General features: G+C 68.3%; 20 protein-coding genes. 10 read left to right on the top strand and 10 right to left on the bottom strand.

Annotation, left to right across the window (positions count from 1 at the left end):
- Positions 1–198: 198 nt before the first annotated feature.
- The 6 genes from INQ48_11335 (at position 199) to INQ48_11310 (ending at position 7179) form a co-directional block, all read left to right on the top strand.
- Positions 199–1098 carry an ABC transporter ATP-binding protein gene (locus tag INQ48_11335; protein QRF59769.1) on the top strand — a complete coding sequence of 300 codons (900 nt, stop codon included), beginning with the start codon at positions 199–201 and terminating at the stop codon, positions 1096–1098.
- Positions 1098–1976, top strand: a complete 879-nt coding sequence (locus tag INQ48_11330) for a branched-chain amino acid ABC transporter permease (protein ID QRF59768.1) — start codon at positions 1098–1100, stop codon at positions 1974–1976. Before INQ48_11335 ends, INQ48_11330 begins: the two co-directional genes overlap by 1 nt.
- Positions 1977–2293: 317 nt before the next feature.
- The gene (locus tag INQ48_11325; protein ID QRF59767.1) at positions 2294–3331 is read left to right on the top strand and encodes a branched-chain amino acid ABC transporter permease; all 1038 of its coding nucleotides are present in this window, start codon (positions 2294–2296) and stop codon (positions 3329–3331) included.
- Positions 3332–3345: 14 nt separating this feature from the next.
- The gene (locus INQ48_11320; GenBank protein ID QRF59766.1) at positions 3346–4536 is read left to right on the top strand and encodes an ABC transporter substrate-binding protein; all 1191 of its coding nucleotides are present in this window, start codon (positions 3346–3348) and stop codon (positions 4534–4536) included.
- 13 nt (positions 4537–4549) lie between these two features.
- Entirely contained in the window at positions 4550–5368 is an 819-nt protein-coding gene (locus tag INQ48_11315) for an ABC transporter ATP-binding protein (GenBank protein QRF59765.1), read from the top strand.
- Complete coding sequence (locus INQ48_11310) at positions 5365–7179, top strand: AMP-binding protein (protein QRF59764.1); 1815 nt, start codon at positions 5365–5367, stop codon at positions 7177–7179. Before INQ48_11315 ends, INQ48_11310 begins: the two co-directional genes overlap by 4 nt.
- A gap of 66 nt (positions 7180–7245) precedes the next feature.
- Here the strand turns inward: INQ48_11310 and INQ48_11305 are convergent, their stop codons facing one another.
- Together INQ48_11305 and clpB are read right to left on the bottom strand one after the other, a co-directional pair.
- Complete coding sequence (locus INQ48_11305) at positions 7246–7578, bottom strand: hypothetical protein (GenBank protein QRF59763.1); 333 nt, start codon at positions 7576–7578, stop codon at positions 7246–7248.
- A 6-nt stretch (positions 7579–7584) separates the two neighbouring features.
- Positions 7585–10224 carry an ATP-dependent chaperone ClpB gene (clpB, locus tag INQ48_11300; protein ID QRF59762.1) on the bottom strand — a complete coding sequence of 880 codons (2640 nt, stop codon included), beginning with the start codon at positions 10222–10224 and terminating at the stop codon, positions 7585–7587.
- A gap of 142 nt (positions 10225–10366) precedes the next feature.
- On the opposite strand from clpB, the gene INQ48_11295 reads away from it, so the two are divergent.
- Positions 10367–11362: a Bug family tripartite tricarboxylate transporter substrate binding protein gene (locus tag INQ48_11295; protein ID QRF59761.1), complete on the top strand. Its 996-nt coding sequence runs from the start codon at positions 10367–10369 to the stop codon at positions 11360–11362.
- Between the two features lie 6 nt (positions 11363–11368).
- Here INQ48_11295 and INQ48_11290 read toward each other — a convergent pair whose 3' ends face one another.
- Positions 11369–11848 (bottom strand): molybdenum cofactor biosynthesis protein MoaE, encoded by a 480-nt coding sequence (locus INQ48_11290; protein QRF59760.1) that lies wholly within the window; start codon positions 11846–11848, stop codon positions 11369–11371.
- Positions 11849–12048: 200 nt separating this feature from the next.
- Here INQ48_11290 and INQ48_11285 point away from each other — a divergent pair, with 200 nt between their 5' ends.
- Entirely contained in the window at positions 12049–13014 is a 966-nt protein-coding gene (locus tag INQ48_11285; GenBank protein QRF59759.1) for a 4-hydroxy-tetrahydrodipicolinate synthase, read from the top strand.
- On the opposite strand, the gene INQ48_11280 is transcribed toward INQ48_11285, so the two are convergent.
- From INQ48_11280 to INQ48_11250, 7 genes are all read right to left on the bottom strand, one after another.
- Positions 13001–13252 carry a MoaD/ThiS family protein gene (locus INQ48_11280; GenBank protein ID QRF59758.1) on the bottom strand — a complete coding sequence of 84 codons (252 nt, stop codon included), beginning with the start codon at positions 13250–13252 and terminating at the stop codon, positions 13001–13003. The genes INQ48_11285 and INQ48_11280 overlap by 14 nt on opposite strands.
- A gap of 5 nt (positions 13253–13257) precedes the next feature.
- Complete coding sequence (locus INQ48_11275; protein ID QRF59757.1) at positions 13258–14556, bottom strand: molybdopterin molybdotransferase MoeA; 1299 nt, start codon at positions 14554–14556, stop codon at positions 13258–13260.
- Positions 14549–15088: a molybdopterin-guanine dinucleotide biosynthesis protein B gene (gene mobB / locus INQ48_11270; GenBank protein QRF59756.1), complete on the bottom strand. Its 540-nt coding sequence runs from the start codon at positions 15086–15088 to the stop codon at positions 14549–14551. Before mobB ends, INQ48_11275 begins: the two co-directional genes overlap by 8 nt.
- An 81-nt stretch (positions 15089–15169) precedes the next feature.
- Positions 15170–16585, bottom strand: a complete 1416-nt coding sequence (locus tag INQ48_11265) for a threonine synthase (protein QRF59755.1) — start codon at positions 16583–16585, stop codon at positions 15170–15172.
- On the bottom strand, positions 16582–17904 hold the full coding sequence (locus INQ48_11260) for a homoserine dehydrogenase (protein QRF59754.1): 1323 nt from the start codon (positions 17902–17904) through the stop codon (positions 16582–16584). The genes INQ48_11265 and INQ48_11260 overlap by 4 nt, the downstream gene beginning before the upstream one ends.
- Before the next feature lie 14 nt (positions 17905–17918).
- Entirely contained in the window at positions 17919–18956 is a 1038-nt protein-coding gene (locus INQ48_11255; protein QRF59753.1) for a DUF1176 domain-containing protein, read from the bottom strand.
- Positions 18953–20185 carry a pyridoxal phosphate-dependent aminotransferase gene (locus INQ48_11250; GenBank protein QRF60695.1) on the bottom strand — a complete coding sequence of 411 codons (1233 nt, stop codon included), beginning with the start codon at positions 20183–20185 and terminating at the stop codon, positions 18953–18955. The genes INQ48_11255 and INQ48_11250 overlap by 4 nt, the downstream gene beginning before the upstream one ends.
- Positions 20186–20329: 144 nt before the next feature.
- Between INQ48_11250 and INQ48_11245 the strand changes: the two genes are divergently transcribed.
- Both INQ48_11245 and INQ48_11240 read left to right on the top strand, forming a co-directional pair.
- On the top strand, positions 20330–20713 hold the full coding sequence (locus tag INQ48_11245; GenBank protein ID QRF59752.1) for an Mth938-like domain-containing protein: 384 nt from the start codon (positions 20330–20332) through the stop codon (positions 20711–20713).
- A 200-nt stretch (positions 20714–20913) separates the two neighbouring features.
- Positions 20914–21390 carry a peroxiredoxin gene (locus tag INQ48_11240; protein ID QRF60694.1) on the top strand — a complete coding sequence of 159 codons (477 nt, stop codon included), beginning with the start codon at positions 20914–20916 and terminating at the stop codon, positions 21388–21390.
- Positions 21391–21587: the final 197 nt, after the last annotated feature.

Here is a 21587-nt window from a genome sequence, read left to right as displayed (position 1 = left end):
GTTTGCGCGCAGGGGTAAGTCCTGATGCCGCGGCGAAGTCGCGTCTGGAAGATCGCGGACGTTACCGAGGAGTAGAAATTCTACGGGCAAGTAGCCCGCGATGCGGATGCCGGAGGAACCCTGAGGCGGCGGCGCATCGCTCACTTGCTTTTTTCTCTTCTCGTCCAGAAGCCCGAACACAGGACACGATTCGACGCCATGCACGCCGACACCGAGCGCCCGCGCGCAACCTCGCCCGCCGACGGAAGCGCCGCCGCGCCCGTGCTGCGCGTGGAGACGCTCACCTTGGCTTTCGGCGGCGTGAAGGCGCTCAGCGGCGTGGGCTTCGACGTGCAGCCCGGCTCGATCACCGCGGTGATCGGTCCCAACGGCGCGGGCAAGACCTCGCTGTTCAACACGGTCTCGGGCTTCTACCGGCCGACTGCCGGCCGCGTGGTCTTCGAGGGCGCGGACATCACGCGGCTGCCGGCACCGAAGCGCGCCGCGCTCGGGCTGGCGCGCAGCTTCCAGAACATCGCGCTGTTCCGCGGCATGACGGTGCTCGACAACATCAAGCTCGGCCGCCACGTGCACCTGAAGGCCAACGTGTTCGACGCGCTGTTCTACCTGGGCCGCGCGCGCCGCGAGGAGGCTGAGCTGCGCCGCGACATCGAGGAGCGGATCATCGACTTCCTCGAGATCGACCACATCCGCCACGCCAGCGTGGCCGCCCTGCCCTACGGTTTGCAAAAGCGCGTGGAGATGGCGCGCGCGCTCGCGATGCGCCCCAAGGTGCTGATGCTCGACGAGCCGGTGGCCGGCATGAACCGCGAGGAGACCGAGGACATGGCGCGCTTCATCCTCGACGTGCGTCGCGAATGGGGCATCACGGTGCTGATGGTGGAGCACGACATGGGGATGGTGATGGACCTGTCGGACCACGTGGTGGTGCTCAACTTCGGGCAGGTGATCGCGCAGGGCACGCCGGCGCAGGTGCAGGCCGATCCCGAGGTGGTGCGCGCCTACCTGGGCGCGGGCGACGTGGGCGAGCTGCGGCGCAGGCTGCGCGGCCAGGCCGCGGCCACCGCGGCAACGACAACCGCAACGGCGGTGGCGTGATGGATTGGGCCTACCTGTTCGAGATCGCACTGACCGGCCTGGCCGGCGGCGGGCTCTATGCGCTGGCTGCGCTGGCCTTCGTGCTGGTCTACAAAGCCACGCGGGTGGTCAACATCGCGATCGGCGAGATGCTGATGATCGGCGCCTACCTGTTCTTCGCCTTCGCCGCGACCTTCTCGCTGCCGATCTGGCTCGCGGTGCTGGGCTCGGTGCTGGGCACGGGCCTGCTGGGCGCGGTGATCGAGCGCACGATGATCCGCCCGCTGCTGGGCGAACCTCCGATCTCGGCCTTCATGGTGACGGTGGGGCTGGCCTCTGTGCTGGTGGGCCTGGTCGAGATCGTCTGGACCGCCGACCAGCGCCGGCTGCCCGAGTTCATGCCGAGCGCGCCGGTGATGGTGGGCGAAGCCTTCCTCGCCCCCAAAGTGGCCTACGGCGCGCTCGCGGCGCTGGTGCTGATCGTGCTGGTGCTGCTGCTGTTCCGCTTCTGGCGCGGCGGCGTGGCCTTGCGTGCCACGGCGTCGGACCAGGGCGCGGCCTACATGATGGGCATCAACGTGCCGCGCGTGTTCTCGCTGGCCTGGGTGGCCTCGGCGATGATCGCGGCGGTCGCGGGCATCGTGGTCGGCGCGATCGGCGGCATCTCCTCGTCGATGGGGATCTTCGGCCTCTCGGTGCTGGTGGTGGTGATCGTGGGCGGTCTGGACAGCGTGCTCGGCGCGCTGGTGGGCGGGCTCTTCATCGGCCTGGTCGAGGCGCTGGCCGGGTCCTACCTCGGCGGCGAATACAAGCTGCTCGCGACCTTCGTGGTGCTGGTGATCGTGCTGATGATCCGGCCTTACGGGTTGTTCGGTACGCATGAGATCGAGAGGCTCTGAATGAGGGTCTCTTCCTTCTTGCAATCGTCTTGTTCGGGGCGGGCTCACGCCGACGGGGTACTCCCCTCCGCGAATGTCCCCCGGCCTGCGGCCTCCTCCTTGATTTCGCTGCGGGGAGTACCCCATCGACGTGCGCCTGGACACGCTGGTCGAACCGGCCGCACCACCGCTGCGCTTCTCGTGCACAGGATGCCGGGTGCTTCCCGCAGCGAAATCAAGGAGGAGCCCGAAGGGCGGGGGACATTCGCGGAGGGAAGTACCCGGCGTCCTGTGCACGCGCCCCGACGCATCCTCGCGCCTCATCCAAAGGTGAACCGATGCGCATAGGCACCCTCAAACTAAGCTACATCGCCGACGCCGCGCTGTTCGACTCCCGCACCCAGAAGACCTGGTTGTGGGTCGGCGCCGCGCTGCTCGTGCTGTTTCCCTTCATGGCCAGCGACTACTGGCTCTACCTCGCCTGCCTCGTCGCCATCAACGTCGCGAGCGCCACCGGCCTCAACATCCTCACCGGCTACACCGGCCTCGTGAGCATGGGCCAGGCCGCGTTCATGGGACTCGGTGCGTACACCGTCGCCATCCTGCAGATTCGATACGGCACGCCCTTCCTGTTCAACCTCTTCGCGGGCGGCGTCGTGGCCATGGTGGGGGGTCTCGTCGTCGGCATTCCCTCGCTGCGGGTCAAGGGTTTGTACCTCGCCATCGCCACCATCGCGGCCTCGTTCATCACCCACTTCCTGTTCGCCAATCTCAAGCTCACCGGCGGCACCACCGGACTGTCGCTGCCGCCCGCGCAGCTCTTCGGCATCGCGCTCGACACCTCGTTCCGCTTGTACTGGCTGATCCTGCCGATCACCGTGCTGATGCTGCTGGGTGCGGCCAACCTGTTTCGCACCCGCGTGGGCCGTGCCTTCATCGCCATCCGCGATCGCGACATCTCGGCCGAAGTGTTGGGCATTCCGCTGCTGCGCTACAAGCTGCTCTCGTTCGGCCTCTCGTCGTTCTATGCCGGCGTGGCCGGCGGCCTCTGGGCCTACTTCTTCCGCGTCGTCACGCCCGAGAGCTTTCCGCTCTTGATGTCGATCTTCTTCCTCGCCGCCATCATCGTCGGCGGCATGGGCTCGATCCTCGGCGGCATCCTCGGCGCAGTCTTCATGACCATGGTGCCCGAGTTGCTCAAGCTGGTGTTCGACCTGCTGCCGGGCGGCCACGAGATGACCGTCTTCCTGTCGCCGGTGCGCACGGTCGTCTTCGGCCTGCTGATCGTCGGCTTCCTGGTGTTCGAGCCGCACGGGCTCGCCGAAGTGTGGCGGCGCATCCGCCGTTTCTTTCATCTGTGGCCTTTCAAGAACTGACAAGGAGACGAAGCATGGCATCCGACAAGAAGACCCCCGTCCTGCGCCGCCGCGAACTCATCGTGGCCGCCGGCGCCGCGCTCGCAGCACCGCTCAGCGTGTATGCCCAGTCGGGCGAGGACATCGTCATCGGCGGCTCGATCCCGATGACCGGCGTGTTCGCCTTCGCGGGCATCGGCATCAACGCCGGCATCGCCGACTACGTGAAGATCGTCAACGACGGCGGCGGCATCAAGGGCCGCAAGCTGCGCTACGTGCCCGAGGACACCGGCTACAAGGTCGACGTCTCGGTCGCCACCTACAAGAAGATCACCAGCCAGAACAAGGTCAACCTCTACTACGGCGATTCGACCGGCTTCTCGAAGACCATCAACCCCGAGCTCGACCGCAGCGGCCAGATCCTGATGGCCGGCGCCTCGTTCGCCACCGAGCTCAACGACCCGGCCAAGTACCCGAACCAGTTCCTGGTCGGCCCCGACTACACCGAGATGATCGGCATCCTGCTGCGCCACATCGCCAAGGAGAAGCCCGGCGCGAAGGTGGCCTTCGTCTATTCCGATTCCGAGTTCGGCCGCGACCCCATCGAGTCGAGCGAGGCCGCCGCCAAGAAGCTGGGCCTCACGGTGCCCGTCAAGATCATGACGCCCGCCGGCAGCGTCGACGTGTCGACCGAGGTCATCAAGCTGCGCCGCGCCGCGCCCGACTACACCATCTTCCACGGCTACGTGCTCGCGCCCATTCCAGAGTTCGTGCAGCAGGGCAAGCAGATGGGCATGACCACCAAGTGGATGGGCACCTTCTGGACCATGGACAGCTCCACCGTCATGAAGATGGGCGAGGCCGGCGATGGCTTCATGGGCGTCATGCCCTACCGCTACTACTACGACACCTCGGCCAAGGCGCCCATGCTCGAGAAGATCCGCGCGATGCGCCCCGAGTACCAGAGCACCGCCTACACCCAGGGCTTCCTCACCGCCATGCTGTTCACCGAGGCCGCCAAGCGCACCCTCGATGCCGGCAAGCCGCTGGACGGCAAGAACCTCAAGGCCGCGCTCAACAGCATCAAGGACTTCGACACCGGCGGCCTGATCGGCGTGCCGATCACCATCAAGGGCAACTCCATTCCGGTGGGCCGCGTCTACCGCGCCGACATGAAGGCGCAGAAGATGGTGGCGGCATCCGACTGGATCTCGCTCGACAAGTGAGCGGACGGCGGCGATGAACAATGGCGGCGGCGGCCCGATCCTCGAGGTCAACAACATCGAGGTGGTCTACAACAAGGTCGTGCAGGTGCTGCGCGGCCTGTCGCTGGCCGTGCCGCGCGGGCAGATCGTGGCGCTGCTGGGCAGCAACGGCGCCGGCAAGTCGACCACGCTCAAGGCCATCTCGGGCCTGCTGCCGCTCGAGGACGGCGTGCTCGAGGCCGGGCGCATCGCCTTCGACGGCCAGCCCACCGAGCGGCTCGCGCCGCAGCAGCTGGTGCGGCGCGGCCTCGCGCACGTGATGGAGGGACGGCGCGTGTTCGAGGACCTGACGGTCGAGGAGAACCTCGTGGCCGCCACCTACGCGCGCGCCGGCCGCGGCGCGCACTCGCGCGACTTCGACGCCGTCTATGCCTACTTCCCCCGGCTGCACGAACGGCGCCGCGGCCTCGCGGGCTACCTCTCGGGCGGCGAGCAGCAGATGCTCGCGATCGGCCGCGCGCTGGTGGCCGAGCCCCAGCTGATCCTGCTCGACGAGCCCTCGCTCGGGCTCTCGCCCAAGCTGGTGGAGGAGATCTTCGGGATCATCGCGCGCATCAACGCCGAGCGCGGCGTGTCGATGCTGCTGGTGGAGCAGAACGCCAGCCTCGCGCTGGCCGTGGCCGACAGCGGCTACATCATGGAGAACGGAAAGATCGTGATCGACGGCAGCGCCGAGCGGCTCGCGGCCGACCCCGACGTGCGCGAGTTCTACCTGGGCGTCGGCGGTGCCGGCGAATCGAGGAGCTTTCGCGAATTGAAGCACTACAAGCGGCGCAAGCGCTGGTTGTCATGACGCATCCCCTCCCCGAACGAAGCCTGCCGCAGATGCTGCGCGAGCAGGCGCGCGCGCAGGGTGCGCGCATCGCGATCCGCCAGAAGGACTTCGGCATCTGGCATCCGCTGAGCTGGGCCGACTACCACCGGCGCGCGGTCCATGTCGGCCTGGGCTTCGCTGCGCTGGGCCTGGCGCGCGGCGGCCATGTGGGCGTGATCTCGGAGAACCGCGTCGAATGGGTGCTGGCGCAGATGGGCGCGGGCCTGATCGGCGCCGTGACCGTGGGCGTCTATCCCACCAGCCCGACCAACGAGGTGGCCTACGTGATCGGCCATGCCGACATCGAGATCGTGGTCTGCGAGGACCAGGAGCAGGCCGACAAGGTGCTCGAGGCCATCGACGCGCTGCCGCGGCTGCGCCGCATCGTCGTGATCGAGACCAAGGGCCTCGCGAGCTACGGTGCCGAGGCGCGCGAGCGCCTCCTGAGCTTCGCCGAGCTCGAGGCGGCGGGTGCGGCGCTGCAGGCGCGCGAGGGCGATGCGCGCGTCGATGCCGCGCTGGCCGCGCAGTCGCTCGACGACATCGGTCTCATGATCTACACCTCGGGCTCCACCGGCGCGCCCAAGGGCGCGATGATCTCGTGGCGCAACATCCGCGGCGTGGTGCCGGGCATCGTCGAGCGCTTGCAGCTCGATGCGCGCACCACCCACCTGTCGTACCTGCCGCTGTGCCACGTGGCCGAGCAGATGCTGACCAGCTTCGTGCCGCTGTACCTGGGCTCGCAGGTCAACTTCGGCGAATCGATACGCACCGTGCAGGAAGACCTGCGCGAGGTCGCGCCCACCATGTTCCTCGGCGTGCCGCGCATCTGGGAGAAGCTGCATGCCTCCATCAGCATCAAGATGCAGGACACGGGCCGGCTGCGCCAGGCGCTCTACCGCCGCGCGCTCGCCACCTGCGCGCCGCTGGCCGAGAAGCCGCGCGCGCAGTGGACCCAGAGCGAGCGGCTGCGCTTCGGACTGGCGTACTGGAGCGTGCTGCGCGCGCTGCAGAACTTCATCGGCCTGCGCAACGCGCGCGTGGCGCTGACCGGCGCCGCGCCGATCCCGCCCGACGTGGTGCGCTTCTTCCGCACGCTGGGCGTGCCGCTGGTGGAGGTCTACGGCCTCACCGAATCGACCGGCATGGTCAGCGGCCACCGGCTCGACCAGGTGAAGGTGGGCACCGTGGGGCCGGCGACCGAGGGCGTGGAGCACCGCGTGGGCGACCAGGGCGAGCTGCAGATCCGCGGCGAGATGGTGTTCCGTGGCTACTACAAGAACCCCGAAGCCACGGCCGCCTCGATCCGCGACGGCTGGCTGCACACCGGCGACGTGGTGGCCGAGGAAGGCGGGCAACTGCGCATCGTCGACCGGCTCAAGGACATCATGATCACGGCGGGCGGCAAGAACCTCACGCCCTCGGAGATCGAGAACACGATGAAGGCCAGCCCCTACGTCAAGGAATGCATCGTGATCGCCGAGGGGCGCAAGTTCGTCTCGGCACTGGTGCAGATCGACTACGAGACGGTCGGCAAATGGGCCGAGGCGCAGCGCCTGGCCTTCACCCACTTCCGTTCGCTGGTCGAGCTGCCGCGCGTGCGCGAGCTGATCGATGCCGAGTTGCAGCGCGGCAACGCGCGCCTCGCGCAGGTGGCGCAGGTGCGGCGCTTCCACCTGCTGACCAAGGAGCTCGACCACGACGATGGCGAGGTCACCGCCACCATGAAGGTGCGGCGCTCGAGCATCAACAAGACCTATGCGGGCGAGATCGAGGCGCTGTACGCCTGAAGGCCGCCAGAAAGGAAAAGGCCGGCTCGAGGCCGGCCTTTCGCGATCCGAAAAAGTTGCAGTCGATTACTCGCCGCGCGTGGCAGGCCGTGCCTGCACGTCCGTCACGTTGCCGCCGCGATCCCGCAGCAGCGGGCTGCGCACCGGCTCGCCACGTGCACGCGCATTGGCCACGTCGGCGGCCGAGGGTTCGGCCGGCCGGGCGGCGCTGCGGAAGCGTTCGAAGCCCGAACGCGGGTTGAAGCGCATCACCCACGGCGTCACGGGTTTGCCCGTGAGACGGCCCCAGGCGTAGCGCACGCCCCACACCGCGGCCAGCAGCACCACGGCAACCGCCAGGCTGGCCGCGAAGACCAGGCCCAGCATCACGAGGATCACGCGAAGAATGAAGTTCATCATTCCATCTTAGGCCGAGGCTTCGGCCGCAGGTTCCCCGGTTTTTCCGGGATTTCCTGCTTTTGCGAAGCCGAACTGGCCTGGCGAACGGATCGGGTCGGTCGTGACCTCGATCGTGTCCTTCGGCCCGAAGCTGCCGTCGAGCAGCAGCCGCGAGAGCGGATTCTCGATGCGCTGCTGGATCGCGCGCTTCAGCGGACGGGCACCGAACACCGGGTCGAAGCCGACCTTGGCGATCTCGGCCAGCGCGGCCGGCGACACCTCGAGGCCCAGGTCCATCTTCGCGAGCCGCGACTGCAGCACCTTGAGCTGGATCGCGGCGATGGCCTCGATGTTCTTCGCGTCGAGCGCATGGAACACGACCGTCTCGTCGATGCGGTTGAGGAACTCGGGGCGGAAGTAGTTCTTCAGCTCGTCCCACACCGCTTCCTTGATCTCCTCGCCCGGCTTGCCCACCATGGCCTGGATGATCGGCGAGCCGATGTTGCTGGTCATCACGATCACCGTGTTCTTGAAGTCCACGGTGCGGCCCTGGCCATCGGTCAGGCGGCCATCGTCGAGCACCTGCAGCAGCACGTTGAACACATCCGGGTGCGCCTTCTCGACCTCGTCGAGCAGCACCACGCTGTAGGGCTTGCGGCGTACGGCTTCCGTCAGGTAGCCGCCCTCCTCGTAGCCCACGTAGCCGGGCGGCGCGCCGATCAGACGGGCCACCGAGTGCTTCTCCATGAACTCGCTCATGTCGATTCGGATCAGGTGGTCCTCGCTGTCGAACAGGAAGCCCGCGAGCGCCTTGCAGAGCTCGGTCTTGCCCACGCCCGTGGGGCCGAGGAACAGGAACGAGCCCGTGGGACGGTTCGGGTCGGACAGGCCTGAGCGCGAGCGCCGGATCGCGTTGGCGACCGCGCCGATGGCCTCGTCCTGGCCCACCACGCGCTCGTGCAGCTTGTCTTCCATCACGAGCAGCTTGTCGCGCTCGCCCTGCATCAGCTTGGCGACCGGGATGCCGGTGGCGCGCGCCACGACCTCGGCGATCTCTTCCGCGCCGACCTGGGTGCGCAGCAGCGTGGGCGCGCTCGACTTGCCCTTGCTGGCCTCACTGGCCTCGGCTTCCTTCAGGCGCTTCTCGAGCGCCGGCAACTGGCCGTACTGCAGCTCGGCGACCTTGTTGAAGTCGCCCTTGCGCTTCCATTCCTCGATCTGGAACTTGATCTTGTCGATGTCCTCGCGCACGTGCGCGCTGCCCTGGGCCTGGGCCTTCTCGGCCTGCCAGATCTCGTCGTAGTCGGCGATCTCCTTCTGCAGCTTGGCGATCTCGTCCTCGATCAGGCCGAAGCGCTTCTGCGAAGCCTCGTCCTTCTCGCGGCGCACGGCCTCGCGCTCGATCTGCAGCTGGATCAGGCGACGGTCGAGGCGGTCCATCACCTCGGGCTTGGAGTCCATCTCGATCTTGATCTTGGCCGCGGCCTCGTCGATCAGGTCGATGGCCTTGTCGGGCAGGAAGCGGTCGGTGACGTAGCGGTCGGAGAGCTCGGCCGCGGCCACGATGGCCGGGTCGGTGATCTGCACGCCGTGGTGCACTTCGTACTTCTCCTGCAGGCCGCGCAGGATCGCGATGGTGGCCTCGACGCTGGGCTCGCCCACGAGGATCTTCTGGAAGCGGCGCTCGAGCGCGGCGTCCTTCTCGATGTACTTGCGGTATTCGTCGAGCGTGGTGGCGCCCACGCAATGCAGCTCGCCGCGCGCGAGCGCGGGCTTGAGCATGTTGCCCGCGTCCATCGCGCCTTCGGCCTTGCCGGCGCCGACCATGGTGTGGAGCTCGTCGATGAAGACGATGGTCTGGCCCTCGTCCTTCGCGAGTTCGTTGAGCACGGTCTTGAGCCGCTCCTCGAACTCGCCGCGGAACTTGGCGCCCGCGAGCAGCGCGGCCATGTCGAGCGACAGCACGCGCTTGCCCTTGAGCGAATCGGGCACCTCGCCCGCGACGATGCGCTGCGCGAGGCCCTCGACGATGGCGGTCTTGCCCACGCCGGGCTCGCCGATCAGCACGGGGTTGTTCTTGGTGCGGCGCTGCAGCACCTGGATCGCGCGGCGGATCTCCTCGTCGCGGCCGATGACCGGATCGAGCTTGCCCAGGCGCGCGCGCTCGGTCAGGTCGAGCGTGTATTTCTTGAGTGCCTCGCGCTGGCCTTCGGCATCGGCGCTGTTCACGCCCTGGCCGCCGCGCACCGCGTCGATCGCGGACTCGAGCGACTTGCGCGAGAGGCCGTTCTCCTTGGCGATCCGGCCGACGTCGCTCTTGCTGTCGGCCACGGCCAGCAGGAAGAGTTCGCCCGCGATGAACTGGTCGTTGCGCTTGAGGGCTTCCTTCTCGGTCGCCTGCAGCAGCTTGCCGAGCTCGGGGCCGACCTGCACGATGTCGTGGCCCTGCACCTGGGGCAGCTTCTTGATGGCCGCCTCGGCGGCCTGTGCGAGGCCGGGCACGTTGACCCCGGCGCGCTCGAGCAGCGCGCGCGGGCCGTCGTCCTGGCGCAGCATCGCGGCCAGCAGGTGGGCCGGCTCGATGTAGGCGTTGTCGTTGCCGAGCGCGAGCGACTGCGCGTCGCCCAGCGCTTCCTGAAACTTGGTGGTGAGTTTGTCTTGTCGCATGGTGGTATTCCTGCATCCAAAATAGGGCTGTTCGGGCACGATTCAAGGTTGCGGACCGGGCCCGCGCGGCGGGCACGGCTATTGCACGATGCCCGCACCCTTCCGCCCGTAGGCATTTCTCTCTTCTCGAATGGAGTCGATCATGGTTTTTTCAATGCAGCGCGTCCAACCGGTGCGCCGCGCGCTCAGCGTGGGCCTCTTCGCGGCTGCCCTGGGCATGGCCGGGCTGGCGCAGGCCCAGAGCGGCACGCCGATCCGCATCCTGGTCGGCTTCCCGGCCGGTGCCGGCACCGACGCGATCGCGCGCACGCTGGGCGAGAAGCTCAAGGACGAGCTCGGCGCGCCGGTGGTGGTCGAGAACCGCGCGGGCGCGGGCGGCCAGATCGCCGCGCAGGTGCTGAAGTCCTCGCCGGCCGACGGCCACACGCTGTTCCTCACGCACGACCACACGATCTCGATCCTGCCGCAGGTGGTCAAGAACCCGGGCTTCAATCCCGCCACCGACTTCGTGCCCGTGGCTGGCTTCGCGACCTTCGCGAACGTGCTCGCCGTGTCGGGCGGCACGCCGGCCAAGAGCATCGACGAGTACGTCAAGTGGGTGCGCACGCAGAAGGGCGGCAAGGAGACCATCGGCATCCCGGCGCCGGCCTCGATCCCCGAGTTCCTCGTGAAGATGATCTCGGACAAGTACAAGATCGACGTGCAGCCCGCGCCCTACCGCGGCAGCGCGCCGATGACGGCCGACATGCTGGGCAACCAGATCACGGCCGGCATCGCCTCGGTGCCCGACTTCATCGAGAACCACAAGGCCGGCAAGCTGCGCATCGTGGCCTCGATCGGCGCCAAGCGCCAGGCGCTGCTGCCCAACGTGCCGACCTTCACCGAGCTGGGCTTCGCGAACCTCGAGGACCTGCCCTACTACGGCATCTTCGCGCCCGTGGGCACGCCCCAGCCGATCATCGACAAGTACGGCGCGGCGCTGCAGAAGGTGCTGGCCATGCCCGACGTGAAGCAGAAGCTCACCACGCTGGGCCTGACGGTCGGCTACGAGCCGCAGGGCCAGTTCGCGGGCCGCGTGCGCAGCTACACGCAGACCTGGGAACGAATCATCCAGTCGAGCGGCTTCAAGCCGCTGTGAGCGAGCTCAGGCGTTCGACGCGCTGATGCCCCAGCGCGCGAGCGCCGCGTCGTCCGCGACGCGCGCATCGACCCAGCGGGCGCCCTCGGGCGTCTGCTCCTTCTTCCAGAACGGCGCCTGGGTCTTGAGGTAGTCCATCAGGAACTCGCAGGCCTGGAAGCTCTCGCCGCGATGCGCCGAGGCCACCGCCACCATCATGATCTGCGCGAGCGGCTGCAGCAGGCCCACGCGGTGGATCACGCGCACGCCGAGGATGTCGAAGCGCTCGTGCGCTTCGTCGATCATGGCCTCGATCGATTTCTCGGTCATGCCCGGGTAGTGCTCGAGCTCCATCGACGCGACATCCGCACCGTCGTTGCGGTCACGCACGGTGCCGATGAAGCTGCAGACGGCGCCGATGCGCGCATCGCTCGCGCGCAGGGCGGCGACTTCGGCGCCGAGATCGAAATCGGCCGTCTGGATGGTGACGCGTTGCGGAAATGCCATGTGCAAATTGTGGCACCGCGGCGCGCGCGGCTAAACTCCAGCCCCATGTTCGCCCTGACCGCACGTTCGCCCGCACCTTCGACCGAAGGCACGAACGGCGCGCGCCTGGGCGGCAAAGCCAAAAAACCAAAGCTCGTCTGACCGGAGCTTCGGTTCCGTCGTCGGATGAGCGACGGAACCGGCACAGGCACTGGCCCCGCATGGGTTGCGCGCGCATCGGACGATGGTTCCTTCCATCGGTCGATCGTCGAAAGGACGCCCGCGTGCCCGCCAACCAACCCTCTTCCGCCACCGCCATTCCCGATTTCTCGGGCCTGTGGATTCCCCTCGTGACCCCGTTTCGCGACGGCGCGCTCGACCATGCGGCGCTGGCCGCGCTCACGCGCCGCCTGGCCGCCGATGGCGTGGCCGGCTTCGTGGTCTGCGGCTCCACCGGCGAGGCCGCGGCGCTCGACGAGGCCGAGCAGCTCGCCGCGCTCGACACGGTGGCCGAAGCCGCGGGCGGCCTGCCGCTGATCATGGGCCTTTCGGGCTACCACCTGGGCAAGACCACGGCCTGGGTGCGCCGGCTCGCGCAGCGCCCGCTCGCGGGCCTGCTGGTACCGGCGCCGCACTACATCCGGCCCTCGCAGGCCGGCCTGCTCGAGTGGTTCGGCGCCATCGCCGAGGCCAGCGACGCGCCGCTGCTGATCTACGACATCCCCTACCGCACCGGCGCCACGATCGCGCGCGACACGCTGCTGGCACTGGCCGCCAACCCGCGCATCCGCGGCATCAAGGACTGCGGCGGCGACGCGGGCAAGACCCGCGCCGTGATCGCCGATGGCCGGCTGCAGGTGCTCGCGGGCGAGGACGGCCAGATCTTCGGCACCGTGGCCGAGGGCGGCGTGGGCGCGATCGCGGCCAGCGGCCATGTGCAGACGGCGCGCTTCGTGCGGCTGATCGCGCTGCTGCGCGAGGGCCGGCTGGCCGAGGCGCGCGCGCTGTGGCAGCCGCTGCAGCCGCTGGTCGAGGGGCTGTTCGCGGAAGCCAATCCGGGCCCGCTGAAGGCTCTGCTGGCGCACCAGGGCGCGCTGCGCGACGAGCTGCGCTCGCCGATGACGCGTGCCTCGGACGCGCTGCGCGAGCGCCTGGTGGCGCTGGACGCGGCTCTCAGCCGCCCGTGACGGGCGGGAAGAACGCGACCTCGCAGCCTTCGTGCGGGGCCGCGGCCTCGTCGCTCATGGTGTGGTCGAGCGCCATGCGCAGCGCGCGGCCGCGCGCGAGCACCGTGGCGTAAGCGCCGCCGCGCGCGATCAGCTCGTCGCGCAGCGCGGCCAGCGTGGGCGCCGCGGTGTCGATGGTTTCGTCGCTCTTGCCGAGCGCTTCGCGCACCGAGGCGAAATAACGGAGATGGACCTTCATGCGCGTCAGGACAGCAGGGCTGCGAGGGGAATGAATTCGACCGGATCGCCGGCCCGGATGGTCTGGCCCGAGGGGTTGTCGACCAGCCCGTCGCCCCAGACCATCGAGGTCAGCACGCCCGAGCTCTGGTTGCCGAACAGGTCGAGCCCGCCCTGGGCATTGCGGCGCGCGCGCAGGAACTCGCGGCGCTTGTCGGCGCGCGGCCAGTCGAAGTCGGCGCGCATGCGCACCGGCTGGGGCGTGACCCGACTCGCGCCCTGCAGCGTCAGCAGGAACGGCCGAACCAGCATCAGGAAGGTCAGGAAGCTCGACACCGGGTTGCCGGGCAGCCCGGTGACATGGCAGTGGCCCTGCGCGTCTCGCCGGCCCGAGCGCGGGATCGAGCCGTAGGCGAAGGGCTTGCCGGGCTTCATCGAGAGCGACCACAGTTCGATCTCGCCGAGCGCCTGCAGCGCGGCACGGATGTGGTCCTCCTCGCCGACCGACACGCCGCCGGTGGTGATGATCAGGTCGTTGTGCTCGGCCGCCTCGCGCAGCGCCTCGATGGTGGCCTCGCGCCGGTCGGGCACGATGCCGAGGTCGTGCACCTCGCAGCCCAGCCGGTGCAGCAGCGCGCGCATGAAGAAGCGGTTGGAGTTGTAGATCGCGCCGGGCTTCATCGCCTCGGGCGCGACCTCGCCGGGCATCACGAGTTCGTCGCCGGTGGACAGCAGCGCCACGCGCGGCTTGCGCGCGACCGGCAGCCGGTCGAAGCCGATGCTGGCCGCCAGCCCCAATGCGGCGGGCGTGAGGCGCTCGCCCTTGCGCAGCACCACGTCGCCGGCCGCCACGTCTTCGCCAGCGCGGCGGATCCACTGGCCGGCCGCGGGCACGATCTCGACGCGCACGCTGCCCAGGCCACCCTCCTCGGCGACGGCGGCGGTGTCTTCCTGCATCACGACCGCGTCGGCGCCCTCGGGAATCTGCGCGCCCGTGAAGATCCGCGCCGCGGTGCCGGGCAAGAGCGGCGTGCCGACCGTGCCGGCGGGAATGCGCTGCGCCACCTTCAGCAGCGCGCCGGGCGCGGCGCAGTCGGCCACGCGCAGCGCATAGCCGTCCATCGCGCTGTTGTCGCGCGGCGGCACGGTGAGGCCGGCCACGAGGTCTTCCGCCAGCACGCGGCCGTCGGCATCGAAGGTGCTCACCAGCTCGGACGGCAGCGCCGGCCGGGCCTTGGCGAGCAGTTGGGCGATCGCGTCGTCGAGCGGCAGCAGCGGCGGCCGGCGCGAGGAGGCGGCGAAGGGGACAGCGGGAGAGTCAGCCATGGTGCTCGGGGTTGTAGTCGAAGCGCTCGCCGCTGTCGATCAGCCAGCGCGCGATGGCCTCGGCGTCGTCGAGGTCGAGCACGGGCCGCTCGGTCGGGACCGGCAGGCTGGCGTTGGCGGCGATCGCGACGACGAAGGGATCCTCGGGATAGAGCGGTGGCCGCGGCGCCTCGTCCTGCCCGGTGGGCCGCCAGACTTCGATCTTGAGCAGGTCGCTGTGGCGGAAGCCCTCGACCAGCACCCAGTCGGCACCGCTGTAGAGCTCGGCGATCAGCTGGTGCACGTCGAGCTCGACCGGGGTCTCGAACTCGCGCATCAGCGCCAGACGACGGTCGGAAGCGACCACCACTTCGAAGGCGCCGGCCTCGCGGTGGCGCCAGGTGTCCTTGCCCGGATGGTCGATGTCGAACTTGTGGTGCGCGTGCTTGACCACCGACACGCGCAGTCCGGCGCGCTTGAGCACGGGAATCAGCCGCTCGACCAGCGTGGTCTTGCCGGCGCCCGAGTAACCGGCGAAGCCGACCACTTTCATCCGATGTCTCCGATGCTATTCAGGGGATAGCTTTGATTTGCCGACCGGGGCGGCCGCCTGGCCACCCCTGGTGTCGATCGCTCAGTCGCAGTGCTCTGCGATGTAGGCCTTCACCGCCTCGGCATCGGCCGGCAGCTTGACCACGCGCTTGGGCAGCGCCTCGATGCCCTCGAACTTCGCGGGCCGCGCGGGCTCCTCGCCCAGGGCCTCGACCAGCGTGGCCGCGAACTTGATCGGCAGCGCGGTCTCGAGCACCACCATCGGCACGCCCGGCGCCAGGTGCGCGCGCGCGGCCTTGAGGCCGTCGGCGGTGTGCGGGTCGACCAGGGTGGCGAAGCGCTTCTCGGTGTCGCGGATGGTCGCGAGGCGGTCGGCATGCGTGCTGCGGCCGCTGCGGAAGCCGAAGCGCGACGCGGCCTGCGCGAAGGCCGGATCGGCGCTCAGGTCGAAGAAGCCCTGGCGCCCCAGGTCGTCGACGAACAGGCGGCGCAGCTTGCCGCTGTCGCGGCCGACCAGGTCGAACACGAAGCGCTCGAAGTTGCTGGCCTTGCTGATGTCCATCGACGGGCTCGAGGTCTCGTGCGTGTCGGCGGCGCCGCGCACGCGGTAGACGCCGGTGCGGAAGAACTCGTCGAGCACGTCGTTCTCGTTGGTGGCGGCCACCAGCGTGTGGATCGGCAGGCCCATCATGCGCGCCACGTGGCCGGCGCAGATGTTGCCGAAGTTGCCCGAGGGCACGGTGAAGCTCACCGGCTGCTCGTCGTTCGCCGTGGCCTGGAAGTAGCCGGCGAAGTAGTAGACGACCTGCGCCAGCAGCCGCGCCCAGTTGATCGAGTTGACGGTGCCGATACGGTACTTGCGCTTGAAGGCCAGGTCGTTCGAGACCGCCTTCACGATGTCCTGGCAGTCGTCGAACACGCCCGTGATGGCGATGTTGTGGATGTTCTCGTCCTGCAGGCTGAACATTTGCGCCTGCTGGAACGGGCTCATGCGGCCGTCGGGCGAAGTCATGAAGACGCGCACGCCCTTCTTGCCGCGCATCGCGTACTCGGCCGCGCTGCCGGTGTCGCCGCTGGTGGCGCCCAGGATGTTGAGCTCGGCGCCGCGGCGGGCCAGTTCGTACTCGAACAGGTTGCCCAGCAGCTGCATCGCCATGTCCTTGAAGGCCAGCGTGGGGCCGTTGGACAGGGCTTCGAGGTAGACGCCGTCTTCGAGCTCGCGCAGCGGCACGATCTCCTCGGAGCCGAAGACCTCGGCGGTGTAGGTCTTCGCGCAGAGCGCCTTCAGGTCGGCCGGCGGAATGTCGTCGATGTAGAGCGACAGGATCTCGAAGGCCAGCTCGGCATAGGACAGCGAACGCCACTTCGCGAGCGTTGCGGTGTCGACCCGCGGATAGCTTTCCGGCAGGTAGAGGCCGCCGTCGGGCGCGAGGCCCTCGAGCAGGATTTCGCAGAAGCGCTTGCGGTCGGGATGGCCGCGGGTGCTCAGGTAGTTCACTTCAACTCTTCCTTGCGGATGCGCACGATGGGCTCGAGCACGGTCGGCAGCGCCTGCAGCTCGGCCATGACTTCGTCGACCGTGCCTTCGCGCGCGTCGTGCGTGAGGATGATCAGGTCGGTCTGGGTCGAGCCCTCGCCGCCGACCTCGTCGGCTTCGCGCTGCAGCACGGCGTCGATGCTGATGCCGGCGGTCGCGAGCAGGCCCGTGACCTTGGCCAGCACGCCGGCCTGGTCGGCTACGCGCAGGCGCAGGTAGTAGCTGGTGACCACCTCGGCCATCGGCAGCACCTGCAGGTCGCTCAGCGCATCGGGATGGAAGGCCAGGTGCGGCACGCGGTGCGCGGCATCGGCCGTGTGCAGGCGCGTGATGTCGACCAGGTCGGCGATCACCGCGCTGGCGGTGGGCTCGCTGCCCGCGCCCTTGCCGTAGTAGAGCGTGGTGCCGACGGCGTCGCCATGCACCACCACCGCGTTCATCGCGCCCTCGACGTTGGCCAGCAGGCGCTTGCTCGGCACCAGCGAGGGATGCACGCGCAGCTCGATGCCCTTGGCCGTGCGCTTGGTGACGCCCAGCAGCTTGATGCGGTAGCCGAGCTGCTCGGCGTACCTGATGTCCTGCGCGGCCAGCTTGGTGATGCCCTCGATGTGGGCCTTGTCGAACTGCACCGGGATGCCGAAGGCCAGCGCGCTCATCAGCGTGACCTTGTGGCCGGCGTCGACGCCCTCGATGTCGAAGGTGGGATCGGCTTCGGCATAGCCCAGGCGCTGCGCTTCCTTGAGCACGGTCGCGAAGTCCAGGCCCTTGTCGCGCATCTCGGACAGGATGAAGTTGGTGGTGCCGTTGATGATGCCGGCCAGCCACTGGATGCTGTTGGCCGTGAGGCCCTCGCGCAGCGCCTTGATGATCGGGATGCCGCCGGCCACCGCGGCCTCGAAGGCCACCATCACGCCCTTGGCATGCGCCGCCGCGAAGATCTCGGTGCCGTGCACCGCGAGCAGCGCCTTGTTGGCCGTCACCACGTGCTTGCCGGCCGCGATGGCCTCGAGCACCAGCTGCTTGGCGATGCCGTAGCCGCCGATCAGCTCGATCACGATGTCGATGTCGGGGTTGGCGATGACCTCGCGCGCGTCGCTGACCACCTTCACGCCGTCGCCGGCCACTTCGCGGGCGCGCGCAGTGTCGAGGTCGGCCACCATGGTGATCTCGATGCCGCGGCCGGCGCGGCGCTTGATTTCCTCCTGGTTGCGCTGGAGCACCTTGAAGGTGCCGCTGCCGACCGTGCCTGCGCCGAGCAGGCCTACTTGGATGGGTTTCATGGGGAGAGTCGCGTTCATGGTTTGGATGGGGTGGTGGACGGCGCGGCGCTCACGACGCGGCTGACGTAGCGCGGCAGCGACCAGGCGCCGCCGGCGAAGCCGCGGCACATATGGTCGCTCTCAGCGCCCGTGCGCACGAAGGCCTGGCCGTCGAAATGCCAGGTCTCGCTGGACCAGCAGTCGCCGATGCCGCGGCCCTTGAAGCTCGAGGTGATGCTGGCGTCCTTGTCGTCGTATTCGCCGTTGGCCTCGAGCGCGACCGGCGCATAGGGCGGCTTGTCGTTGGCGAGCCATTGCAGGCTGGAGTAGTTGTAGGCACCCATGCCGCAACCCAGCGACAGCAGCACCCTGGTGGCGGTGAGGCGGTGCACCTCGAGCGACTTCGGGTCGACCTTCTCGCTGTTGTTGCAGTACTCGAGCGCCTTCTTGAGATCGAGCGAGGGGAAGATGCGCGCCGCCAGCGCATCGTCGCCCGGCTTCGGCTTCGCGGGCTGGAACGCGCGCACGACCGGCGCGGGCACGGCCGCCGGCACCGTCGATTCGGCCTTGCCGCCGGGGCGCACCAGCGCGCCGGGGGTGTCGATGCGGCCCTGGGCCTCGTCCATCTTGAGCAGCACGGCGTTCAGGCCCGAGAGCGAGAGCTGCCATTCGCGGCCGCCGCCGGCCGTGAGCCTGGCGCTGTCGGCCTTGAGCAGCTCGGGCAGCACGGCGCGGATCTGGGCGGCATCGAGGCTCAGGGCATCGTTCTTCAGGCCCGGCACCACGGCCTTGCCGACCGCCAGGCGCAGCGGGCCCTTGATGTCGTCGGCGCCGATCTGCAGGTCGATCTCGAGCGCGGTGCCCGGCCCGGCGGCACGCGTGATGCGCATCGAGACCGGCTCGTTGGCGCCGTTCTCGGACTGGTAGCCGGCCGCGCGGCAGGTGCGCGTGTTGTCGCAGGCCAGCTCCCAGTCGTTGTGCGTGAAGGACACCGGCGCCTTGGCAGCGGGCCCTGCGGCCGAGGCGGACAACGCGGCGAGCGACAGGGCCGCGGCGGCGCAGGCGGCTTTCATGATCCCGTCTTGCGGCGCAGGCGGTACTGCTCCAGGAACTTCGCGATGCGGTTGATCGCCTCGCGCAGGTCGTCCTCGTGGGGCAGGAACACGATCCGGAAGTGGTCGGGCGTGGCCCAGTTGAAGCCGGTGCCCTGCACCAGCATCACGCGGGTTTCCTTCAGCAGCTCGAGGAAGAACTGGCGGTCGTCCGCGATCGGATAGACCGCCGGGTCGAGCTTCGGGAACATGTAGAGCGCGGCGCTGGGCTTGACGCAGCTCACGCCGGGGATCGCGGTGATCAGCTCGTAGGCCAGGTCGCGCTGGCGGCGCAGCCGGCCGCCCTCGCCCACCAGTTCGTTGATGCTCTGGTAGCCGCCGAGCGCGGTCTGGATCGCCCACTGGCCGGGCACGTTGGCGCACAGCCGCATGTTCGAGAGCATGTTCAGGCCCTCGATGTAGTCGCGCGCGGCGCGCTTGTCGCCCGACACCACGAGCCAGCCGGCGCGGTAGCCGCAGGAACGGTAGCTCTTGGACAGCGAGTTGAAGGTCAGCGTGAGCACGTCGGTCGACAGGCTGGCGATCGCCGTGTGCTTCACGTCGTCGTAGAGCACCTTGTCGTAGACCTCGTCGGCGAAGATCACGAGGCCATGTTCGCGCGCGATCTCGACGATGCTCTTGAGCAGCGCGTCGGAATAGAGCGCGCCGGTCGGGTTGTTCGGGTTGATGACCACGATGCCCTTGGTGCGCGGCGTGATCTTGGCGCGGATGTCCGCCAGATTGGGCATCCAGCCGTTGGCCTCGTCGCACAGGTAGTGCACCGGCGTGCCGCCCGACAGGCTGGTGGAGGCGGTCCACAGCGGGTAGTCGGGGGCCGGCAGCAGCAGCTCGTCGCCGTCGTCGAGCAGCGCGTTGGTCGACATCGCGATCAGCTCGCTGGCGCCGTTGCCCAGGTAGATGTCGTCGAGGGTCACGCCCGTGATGCCCTGCTTCTGCGTCTCGTGCATCACCGCCTTGCGCGCGGCGAAGACGCCCTTGCTGTCCGAATAGCCGGCCGAGGTGGGCAGGTTGCGGATCATGTCCTGCTGGATTTCCTCGGGCGCATCGAAACCGAACACGGCGAGGTTGCCGATGTTGAGCTTGATGATCTTCTGGCCGTCCTCCTCCATCTGCTTCGCCGCATCCATGATCGGACCGCGAATGTCGTAGAGCACGTTGGCCAGCTTGGCCGATTTCTTGAGCTGCTTCAAAGGGCCCTCCCGGGCGCGGTTCATGCAAGAAAGTTGCGGGAAGTCGTGACAACGGCGGGGATCGCTGCGCGACCTGCAAAGGCCCTGGCGGGCCTCGTGTCACTAGGGAAAACCTATAATTTGACCACAGTTCCCAGTGCCCCGATGAAGCTCCAGCCCGACAAATCCGACACCCAGACCCTCACCGCGCACGGCCCGGGTTGGGTCGCCATCAACAACGAAAAAGTCGAGGGCAGCGTGGTCGTCGGCTCGCGCGGCGAGCGCTTCGAATGGTACTGCAGCCGCTTCGAGGACCTGGGCCCCGAGCACTTCGCCCAACTGGCCGCGCTGGGCGCGGAACTGATCATTTTCGGCAGCGGAGCACGCATCCGCTTCCCGCAGCCCGCGTGGATCAAACCCCTGATGGCTCAACGCACCGGCGTGGAGACCATGGACACCCCCGCGGCCTGCCGGACCTACAACATCCTGGCCGGCGAAGGCCGCCACGTGGTCGCGGCCCTGCTGGTCGAGCGGCCCGCGGGTGGCTGAGAGAGGGGTTTTCGGGGTAAAATCTCGGGTTGCAAACCGCCGGGCGCGCTCCTTCTGGGGGCCACCGGGCACCCAGAGTTAGCAACGACCAATCTTCCATCAACCGAGGACCCGAGATTTTGGCGAGCGGCACCGAAAGGCGCCTTCAGCTCGACACAGGCAGGCTCGGGCAGTGGAAACAAACGGAGAAAACAAGTTTCATGGCGATCGTTGTCAACAAACCCATTCCCGAATTCGACGCCAACGCCACCGGTGGCCTCAAGGTCTCGAATACCTCGCACCTCGGCCACGTCCTGGTCCTGTATTTTTACCCGAAAGATAACACTCCGGGGTGCACGACCGAAGCCATGCAATTCCGCGATCGCTACAAGGACTTCGAAAAGGCCGGCGCCACGGTGTTCGGCGTCTCGCGCGACAACATGAAGTCGCACGACGAATTCAAGGCCAAGCTCGAACTGCCGTTCGAACTGATCGCCGACACGGAAGAGAAGATGTGCCACATGTTCGGCGTGGTCAAGAACAAGATCATGTACGGCAAGAAGGTCAAGGGCATCGAGCGCAGCACCTTCCTGATCGGCGCCGACGGTATCCTGAAGGCCGAATGGCGCGGCCTCAAGGTGCCGGGTCACGTCGACGAAGTCCTCAAGGCCGTCAAGACCCTGAAGAAGCCGGCCTGAGGCTTTCGGGCCTGCCTGGTCGAAGGTTTCACCCGCGTGTCAGTGGTGCGCAATTGCGCCGCCGCGTGGGGAATGTCCAACAAACGGCGTAAAGTGGCGCCGACGCCCCAGAGGCGGTGTGCATAATGGCCGCATGCTGTTGAGCTCCACGACCGCATCCTCCGAACAAAGCCGCCTGGGTCTTCAGGCGGCTTTTT

Origin of the sequence: Variovorax paradoxus (genome assembly GCA_016806145.1) — a bacterium.
Classification (GTDB): Bacteria; Pseudomonadota; Gammaproteobacteria; order Burkholderiales; family Burkholderiaceae_C; genus Variovorax.
This window is presented reverse-complemented; position numbering and strand designations above follow the sequence as displayed.